6 protein-coding genes and 2 pseudogenes are annotated in these 8,193 nt (G+C 64.8%); 2 read left to right on the top strand and 6 right to left on the bottom strand.

Features of this window, described 5'->3' with window-relative positions:
- A pseudogene (locus OR16_RS40920) lies at positions 1-700 on the top strand (phosphate acyltransferase); the annotation flags it as partial.
- 173 nt (positions 701-873) lie between these two features.
- On the opposite strand, the gene OR16_RS05055 reads toward OR16_RS40920, so the two are convergent.
- Entirely contained in the window at positions 874-1,119 is a 246-nt protein-coding gene (locus tag OR16_RS05055) for a hypothetical protein (protein WP_043418489.1), read from the bottom strand.
- 184 nt (positions 1,120-1,303) lie between these two features.
- The gene (locus OR16_RS05050; protein ID WP_006156882.1) at positions 1,304-2,842 is read right to left on the bottom strand and encodes an MFS transporter; all 1,539 of its coding nucleotides are present in this window, start codon (positions 2,840-2,842) and stop codon (positions 1,304-1,306) included.
- Positions 2,843-3,028: 186 nt separating this feature from the next.
- Between OR16_RS05050 and OR16_RS05045 the strand changes: the two genes are divergently transcribed.
- On the top strand, positions 3,029-3,928 hold the full coding sequence (locus OR16_RS05045; RefSeq protein ID WP_006156881.1) for a LysR substrate-binding domain-containing protein: 900 nt from the start codon (positions 3,029-3,031) through the stop codon (positions 3,926-3,928).
- A 109-nt stretch (positions 3,929-4,037) separates the two neighbouring features.
- Here OR16_RS05045 and OR16_RS05040 read toward each other — a convergent pair whose 3' ends face one another.
- The 4 genes and pseudogenes from OR16_RS05040 to OR16_RS05025 form a co-directional block, all read right to left on the bottom strand.
- Complete coding sequence (locus tag OR16_RS05040; protein ID WP_006156880.1) at positions 4,038-5,123, bottom strand: porin; 1,086 nt, start codon at positions 5,121-5,123, stop codon at positions 4,038-4,040.
- Between the two features lie 190 nt (positions 5,124-5,313).
- Positions 5,314-5,832 carry a 2-oxo-4-hydroxy-4-carboxy-5-ureidoimidazoline decarboxylase gene (uraD, locus tag OR16_RS05035; RefSeq protein ID WP_006156879.1) on the bottom strand — a complete coding sequence of 173 codons (519 nt, stop codon included), beginning with the start codon at positions 5,830-5,832 and terminating at the stop codon, positions 5,314-5,316.
- Positions 5,833-5,840: 8 nt separating this feature from the next.
- On the bottom strand, positions 5,841-6,791 hold the full coding sequence (gene puuE, locus OR16_RS05030; protein ID WP_043418540.1) for an allantoinase PuuE: 951 nt from the start codon (positions 6,789-6,791) through the stop codon (positions 5,841-5,843).
- Positions 6,792-6,839: 48 nt separating this feature from the next.
- A pseudogene (locus OR16_RS05025) lies at positions 6,840-8,098 on the bottom strand (nucleobase:cation symporter-2 family protein).
- Positions 8,099-8,193 lie beyond the last annotated feature (95 nt).

Here is an 8,193-nt window from a genome sequence, read left to right as displayed (position 1 = left end):
AGCGCGTGCTGCGCGCGGTGCAGACCGTGGTGGACGAAGGCCTGGCGCGCCCGATCCTGATCGGCCGCCCGCACGTGATCCAGATGCGCATCGAGAAAGCCGGCTTGCGCCTGAAGGCCGGCACGGACTTCGAGCTGATCAACCCGGAAGACGATCCGCGCTACCGCGCCTACCACGAGGCCTACCACGCGCTGCGTGGCCGCGATGGCGTCACGCCCGACATGGCCAAGGTGGCGCTGCGCCGCTCCAATACGCTGATCGGCACCATGCTGATGCATATGGGCGATGCCGACGCGCTGCTGTGCGGCACCGTGGGCCGCTTTGAAGCCCACCTGGAGCATGTGCGTGACGTGATCGGGCTGGCGCCGGGCGCCAAGGTGTTCGCCGCAATGAACGCGCTGATGCTCGAGAAATACACGCTGTTCATCACCGACACCTTCGTCAGGACGTGCGCCGTCACTTCCTGCCGGGCACCAAGCTGGCCGGCAGCGCCAACCTGCTGGTCATGCCGACGCTGGACGCGGCCAATATCGCCTTCAACCTGCTTAAGATCACGGGCGGGCAAGGCGTCACCATTGGCCCGATCCTGCTGGGCGCGGCCAAGCCGGTGCACATCCTCAACCCGCAAGCCACCACCCGCCGCATCGTCAACATGACGGCGGTAGCGGTGGCGGAAGCCAACGCCAACGCGGCGCGCTGATCCTGCGGCGCGGCCGGCTTGCCGGCCGGCCGCCGCCCAATGAGAACGGGGCTCCTCTGGAGCCCCGTTTTGTTTGACCGGCTTGTGCTGCAGTTCCGCCGGCCCGGAAAACCTGTCCTGCCCTGATCCTGTTGCTGCTACTGCTACTGCTACTGCTACTGCTACTGCTACTGCTACTGCAGCATGTTGTACTGCTCGCGCATCACGACGATGATGGATTTGGCCGCTGCCAGCCGGGTTGGCAAATGGTCCTCCTCCTCGCGCGGGAAATCGACTTCCGCGCTCCAGTTACAACCGGTGTGGTCGGGCTGGTGAACTCGCATGGCGTGCAGTTCGCACTCGCCGCACTCTGGATTGTTGTTGAGGAACTGGTTCAGGATGGCCATCAACTCCGACCGTGTCTTTGCATTACGCTGCATGAGTCACCTCGTCCGTTGCCGTCTTGTTGCCTGGAACCTAAATCTAGGCACGCAGGCGCTGGCTCGCCAATTGAATCGGCCTATTGGGCGGCGACTTTCGATCCTGAATTTCGGTAGTTTGTCTCTATCGCACTGCAGCATTCGGCGCGCCGCGCACCTTCAACGCAGCGATGACGGTGGGCTTCTAGGCGGAGCGGCACGCGGGATCGGCAACCGCCTGGCGCCCGCGCTGCCCCCGTTTGCCCGGGGCGAACACCATCAGGCTGAGCAAGGCCAGGACCCAGGCGCTGATCCCGCCATACAGCATCACCCAGCCAAAGCCATGGACCAGCGCCGCATGAAATGTGGCGCCGGATGCATCCAGCGCGGGCAGTTGCGTGAAGGCGCTCCCGAGCGAGTCCAGGTTGCCGGCGGCAATGCGTTGCGCCAGTGCGCGCAACTGCAACGCATCGAACGCCCCGGGAAAGGCGCGCTTCAGGTACGACGAGATACCCGCGACCAGGATGAATCCCATCAACGCGATATTGACCGCCAGCGAGATCATCCGCGCGCTCATGTCGATGCCGGACGCCATGCCCGCGCGGCTGCTGGGGACCGACCCGGTGGTGGTATTGGTCACCGGCGTGTTGGTGATGCCCAGGCCGATGCCGGCCAGCAGCGAACCCGGGAGCATGGTCAACCAGCTTGCCTGCGCCAGGCTGCTGCCGACCTTCATGAGCATGAAGCCCAGCCCGATCGTGAACAAGCCCAGGGGAATGACGACGCCGGGCCGGTAGCGCAGCGCCAGGCGTTCGCCCAGCGGCGGGAACAACAGCGTGGGCAGCGTATAGGCCAGCAAGGACAGACCGGCGGCCACGCTGCCGTAGCCCAGGCCACCCTGGAAATAGAGCGGCAGGTAGATCATGAGCGGCCAGAAGCTGAAGTTCATGCCCATGGAGCCAAGCAGGGCGCCAGAGAAGTCCCGGATGCGCAATACCGAGACATCGAACATCGGATGCGGGTTGCGTTTTTCCGCCAGCAGGAATGCCACGAAGCTGGCCGCCGTCGCGGCCATCAAGCCGATAGCGGCGGTGCGCGAAACACCCGCGTCCGGCCCCTGCGTGATCAGATAAGCCAGGCCAAAAACGGCCAGCGACAGGGTGACGATGCCCGCGATATCGAGCTTGCCCGCCTGCGGATCGCGCGACTCTTCCACACCGGCGAATACCAGCGCCAGGGTCACGATGGCAATCAGCACGTGGACCAGGAACACCCATTGCCAGTTGGAGACGGCGACGATCATGCCGCCGGCGATGGGCCCGAAACCCAGGCCGATCCCGAACACGATGCCCCATGCGCCAAAGGCCTTGCTGCGTTCCTTGCCCTCCTGGAACTGATGCGACAGGATCGCCACCAGGCAGATCAGCATCGCACCGCCGGCCATGCCCTGGAGAAATCGGCTGGCAATCAGCACGGCGGCGCTTTGCGCCAGGCCGCAGATCAGGGAGGCGATGCCGAACAAGGCAATGCCGGCGATGAAAATGCGCTTGCGGCCAAAGCGGTCAGCCAGCGTTCCGGCCGCCATCAGCACCGTGGTGCAGGCGATGGTGTAGGCGTTCATGATCCATTGCATGTCCCTGAAGTCGCCGTGCAGGACACGCTCAAGGGTGGGCAGTATGACCGGCACGCTGGAGATCTCCAGGCCGAACATCAGCGCGGCCAGGCAGACGGCGGCCAGTGCCATTTGGTTTTTACGGGAATGAGTGAGGCGCATCAATGGTGCTTTCCAGGCGAATCCGGTTGCGGGGAACGGATGGCGTCGTGCAAGACGCCGGTCTTGGCGCACATTGTGGGCGAGTCCTCGCTATGATAGAAATGATCTAATTTCCTTCGATTCATTAGCACTCATCATTAATATCAAGACGAAACCATGGATTTTGATCCGACCCTGCTGCGGGCCTTCGTCGCCGTCAAGGAAACCGGCGGTTTCACGCGCGCGGCGCAAAGGCTGCACCTGACGCAGTCCGCGGTCAGCCATCAGATCCGGCGGCTCGAAGAGCAGGTAGGCCGGCCGCTGCTGTACCGCACCACGCGCACCCTGACCCTGACCGAGGACGGCAACGATTTTCTCCAGCACGCGCAGCGGATCCTGGCCTCGCTCGATGCGCTTTCCCGCCGCTTCCAGCCATCCCGCCGCTTCCAGCCATCTCCCGTTTGCGGCGTGGTGCGGTTCGGCGTGCCGGAAACCTTCCTGGGCGAGCGGCTGCCGCAGCTGCTGTCACGCTTCGCGCGGGCATTTCCCGAGGTGCGCCTCGATGTGAACGTGGGCACGTACCTGGACTTGCGCGCGATGATCAAGGCTGGCGAACTGGATCTTGCCGTGGTGCTGGCGGAGCCCGGCGGGGAGGGCGGCACGGTGCTGCAGCACACGCGGTTTGTGTGGGCCGCTGCCGAGGCGTTCGACATCGCGCCGGGTGCGTCGTTGCCGCTCGCGCTGTCGCCGGCGCCGTGCGTCAACCGGCAGGTGGGCATGGCAGCGCTGGAGGGCACCTCCATGGCGTGGCACGTCGCCTTCACGTCGCCAAGCCAGGAGGGCATCCGCACGGCGGTGCTGGCAGGGCTCGGCGCCTCGGTGCAGATCCGCGGCGACCTCAAGCCGGGCATGAAAGTGGTCGATGGCCAGTACGGCCTGCCGCCGCTGCCGGCGGCCGATTTCGCGCTGATCTGGAGCGACGGCGAGAAGACACCGGCCGCCCGCGAGTTCGGGCAGATGCTGGTGAGCCTGCAGGCGCCGCGCCCCAAGCAAGGCCCGCGGCACGGGAAGGCCTAGTCCGGCAACACGGGCCGGTGCCGCGCCATGACGCGCTACGCCGCGCCGGAGGGCATAAAAAAACCCGCCACGAGGGCGGGTATCAATTCCCGTTGACAAGGGGAACGCGTCAGAACTTGTGGCGCAGGCCAACACCGAAGGTGTCGCCGTGCGACGTGTCGGTGATCTTGTCGTAGAAGTAAGCCGCGTAGACGTCGGTGCGCTTGGACAGGTTGTAGTCGTAAGCGACGGCCAACGTGTTGCGCTTGAAGTCAGCGACGGAGTTCTTGGTCTTGTCGTAAGCGTAGGACGCCAGCACATTGCCGTTGCCCACCGGCACCGAAACGCCGACCTGGCCGTTGGTGTGCTTGATGTCGCCGTTGACGTTGTTGTTGATGTCCGACTTGATGTACTGGGCTTGCGCGAACAGCTTGACGATCTTGAAGTCGTAGCTCACGCCGCCTTGCACCGCGTTCTGCTTGCTGAAGCCAACCAGCAGCGGGCTGGTCGATGAGGTCACGTCACCCGGCGTGCTGTCGAACTTGACTTGCTGGAAGGCCAGCGTGGCAGCGAACGGGCCGTTGAAATACATCAGGTTGCCGCCCCACTTGTTCTGGCCGGTGGAACCTGCCTTCTCGCCAAACGAGTAGATCACGTTGGCGGTCAGGCCGCCGAAGTTCGGCGTGGAGTACAGCAGCGAGTTGTTCCAGCCCGAATCGCCGATGATGCCGGGGTCGCTTACGCGGGCCGTGGAGGCGCCGAAATAGGTGTGGAACACCATCGGCGAGAACACGTAGGAGTCGATCAGCGGGTTGAACAGGATGGTCGACACGAAGTAAGGCGTGGTGTTGCGGCCCAGCTTGATGGTGCCCAGCGTGTCGTTCTGCAGGCCTACGAAGGCGTTGCGGCTGAACATCGAGTCGCCGTTGAAGCGGCCCGAGGAGCCGCTGTCGGTGCGGAAGAAGCCGTTCAGGTCGAAGATGGCCTTGGTGCCGTTGCCGAGGTCTTCGGTGCCCTTGATGCCCCAGTACGAGGTCTGCATGCCGCCCGAGTTGGCGACATAGGCGCGGCTGGCGGCGCCGGGGTTCTTCACGCCCCCGACGAACATGTCGGCCTGGCCGTACAGCGTGACGCTGGATTGCGCCATGGCCGCGCCGCTGAAAAGGGCTGCCGCCATCGCTGCCAGCTTGAGGGCCGGCTTGATCTGCTTATGCATTGTGGGATTCTCCGTGGTTGATCCGTTGCGCTTCTTGTGTACTGGGTCCCTGACGGGTTCTATTCGTTTTCTTGGTTCTGCTGCAATTTCCATTGGTGCCGGGCAGGCGCCGGACCTGGGCTCGGTCCGGGCAATGCCCGTCACAGCGGATTGGGTAATGCAGCGGTAGCGAAATGGCTGCTTTTTTTGCTCAGCCGGATACTAAGTCGTTCAGGCGGAATTGCGCAATGCGGTGGATCTGGTTGATGCAAGTTTGCAACTCTGCGGCCGCCTCGTTGTTCACGCGCCTTGCGAACTCGCCGATGATGCCGGCGCGGTCGTAGCCGCGCACGGCCAGGATGAAGGGAAAGCCGAATTTCTCGTTGTACTGGCGGTTGAGCGACTGGAGTTGCTCGAACTGCTCGGCGGAGCACTGGTCCAGGCCGGCGCCGCTTTGCTCGCGGGTCGACTCGGCGGTCAGTTCGCCGCGCACGGCGGCCTTGCCGGCCAGTTCCGGGTGGGCGCGCACCAGCTTGATCTGGGCGGCGTCACCTGCGCCGTCCACGATGGCGCGCATGGCGTCGGCCAGCGCGGCAGCGTGGGCGAAGGGGCGCTGCGTGGCGGCGGCTTCGGCCACCCACGCAGAATGTTCATAGATACCGCCGAGCACCTGGATGAAGTCGGCGGCCGGCAGGGCGTTGAGTTGGTCGAGGGTGTAGGTCTGGCTCATGGTTGGGCTTATGCGTGGTTCTGTGCGGAGTAGGGATGGGTTTCGGCCCAGTGACGCGCGATATCCACGCGCCGGCAGATCCAGACCTTGTCATGGCCTTGCACGTAGTCCAGAAAGCGCTGCAGCCCGCGCATGCGGCCCGGGCGGCCCAGCAGGCGGCAGTGCATGCCGACCGACAGCATCTTCGGGCGGTCCAGCCCCTGCGGGTCGCCCTCGGCGTAGAGCACGTCGAAGGCGTCCTTGAGGTACTGGAAGAACTGTTCGCCGGTGTTGAAGCCTTGTGGCGTGGCAAAGCGCATGTCGTTGGAGTCGAGCGTATAGGGCACCACCAGGTGCGACTTGGTCTCGCCGCTGCTGACCTCCACCTCGGTCCAGAAGGGCAGGTCGTCGCCGTAGTAGTCCGAGTCGTACAGCAGCCCGCCGTGCTCTACCACCAGCCGGCGCGTGTTGGGGCTGTCGCGGCCGGTGTACCAGCCGAGTGGCAGCGACCCGGTCAGCTCCTTGATGATCTGCATGCCGATGCGCATGTGCTCGCGCTCGGTGGCTTCGTCCATGCCCTGGTAGTGGATCCAGCGCCAGCCGTGGCAGGCGATCTCGTGGCCGAGTTCGACGAAGGCACGGGTCAGCTCCGGATGGCGCTGCAATGCCATTGACACGCCAAAGATCGTCAGCGGCAGCCCGCGCTGCTCGAACTCGCGCAGGATGCGCCAGACGCCGGCACGCGAGCCGTACTCGTACACGCCCTCCATGCTCATGTGACGGTCGGGGTAAGCCGCCGCCCCGATGATCTCGGAGAGGAACTGCTCGGAGCCGGCATCGCCGTGCAGCACGTTGTTTTCGCCGCCCTCTTCATAGTTGAGGACGAACTGCAGCGCAATGCGCGCACCGCCCGGCCAGCGGGCGTGCGGGGGTTGGCTGCCGTAACCGATCAGATCGCGTGGATAGTTGTGGCTTGTCATCTGGGTCATGGTTCTTCAGGAAACTGTGCCGGCCGCCGCCGGCTGGGCTTATTCCGTGCCGTGCGAGTTGGCCGCGGCGTTGCGCATCGCCTCTTCACGCGACTGGACGCCGTTGAAGAAGACGTTGAGCACAACGGCCACGATGGTGCCCAGCACGATGCCGCTGTGGGTGAACGGGTCGGTCCACTTGGGCAGGTACTGGAAGAAGGTCGGCGCCAGCGTCGGGATCATGCCGAAGCCGATCGAGATGGCGACGATGAACAGGTTGAAGCGGTTGCGGTTGAAATCGCACGAGCCCAGGATGCGGATGCCGGTGGCGGCCACCATGCCGAACATCACGATGCCCGCGCCGCCGAGCACGAACTGCGGCACCGAGGCGACGATGTGCGCCATCTTCGGGAACAGCCCCAGGCCGATCAGGATGATGCCGCCGGCCACCGCCACATAGCGCGAGCGCACGCCGGTCACCGTCACCAGGCCCACGTTCTGCGAGAACGAAGTGTAAGGGAAGGTATTGAACACGCCGCCGATCACGGTGCCAAGGCCGTCGGCACGCAGGCCGCGGGTCAGGTCCTGGTTGGACAGGCGCTTGCCGGTGATATCGGCCAGCGCGAGGAACATGCCGGTGGATTCCACCAGCGTGATCAGCATCACCACGCACATCGACAGGATGGCGGGAATGTCGAAGGTCGGGATGCCGAAGTGCAGCGGCGTGATGAGCGCGATCGCGCTGGCGTCGTTCAGGCCTTCGAAGGAGACCTTGCCCATCGCCATCGCCACCAGGGTGCCGATCACGATGCCGAGCAGCACCGCGCAGTTGGAGATCAGGCCGCGGCCGTACTTGCTCAGCAACAGGACCGCCACCAGCACCAGCGCCGCGATGCCCAGGTTGCCCAGGTCGCCATAGGCAAGGTTTGGCACATCCTTGACCACGCCGTCGATCACGGCGCGGGTGGTGGGCTGGCCGCCGGCCGCCCAGTTGATGCCCACCCGCATCAGCGATACCCCGATCAGCGTGATCACCGTGCCGGTGACGACAGGCGGGAACAGCCCGAGCATGCGTCCCATCAGCGGCGCCACCAGGATGCCGAACACCCCCGCGGCAATCACCGCGCCGTAGATGCCCAGCAGGCCCACGTTGGGGTCGGAGCCGATGGCGATCATCGGCGCCACCGAGGCAAAGGTCACGCACCGCGACGGTACCGGCATACATCACCAGCACGTGCTGCAGGCCGAGCGCAAGCAGCCGGCCAAGGCAGCCGCTCGTTGGTTTGGTCAATTGTGACCGTGGTGCTAGCGCTAGTCATGGATGTGTCTCCTCTCCTTTGGATTTGATGGGAACGCTGCCGGGCGGGGTGGCTCTCAGTATGTGATTCCGGCGGCGCGCCTCATCGGAGACGCG

The organism is Cupriavidus basilensis OR16, assembly GCF_000243095.1.
In the GTDB taxonomy this organism is placed as follows: Bacteria; Pseudomonadota; Gammaproteobacteria; order Burkholderiales; family Burkholderiaceae; genus Cupriavidus; species Cupriavidus basilensis_D.
The sequence above is the reverse complement of the archived record's forward strand: the minus strand, read 5'-3'. Positions and strand labels throughout refer to the sequence as shown.

What these genes read in the sequence shown, in the direction of transcription:
- OR16_RS05055 (WP_043418489.1), bottom strand. Translation starts at nt 1,119, where the DNA reads ATGCAGCGTAATGCAAAGACACGGTCGGAGTTGATGGCCATCCTGAAC.
- OR16_RS05050 (WP_006156882.1), bottom strand. Translation starts at nt 2,842, where the DNA reads ATGGCACTGGCCGCCGTCTGCCTGGCCGCGCTGATGTTCGGCCTGGAG.
- OR16_RS05045 (WP_006156881.1), top strand. Translation starts at nt 3,029, where the DNA reads ATGGATTTTGATCCGACCCTGCTGCGGGCCTTCGTCGCCGTCAAGGAA.
- OR16_RS05040 (WP_006156880.1), bottom strand. Translation starts at nt 5,123, where the DNA reads ATGCATAAGCAGATCAAGCCGGCCCTCAAGCTGGCAGCGATGGCGGCA.
- uraD (WP_006156879.1), bottom strand. Translation starts at nt 5,832, where the DNA reads ATGAGCCAGACCTACACCCTCGACCAACTCAACGCCCTGCCGGCCGCC.
- puuE (WP_043418540.1), bottom strand. Translation starts at nt 6,791, where the DNA reads ATGACAAGCCACAACTATCCACGCGATCTGATCGGTTACGGCAGCCAA.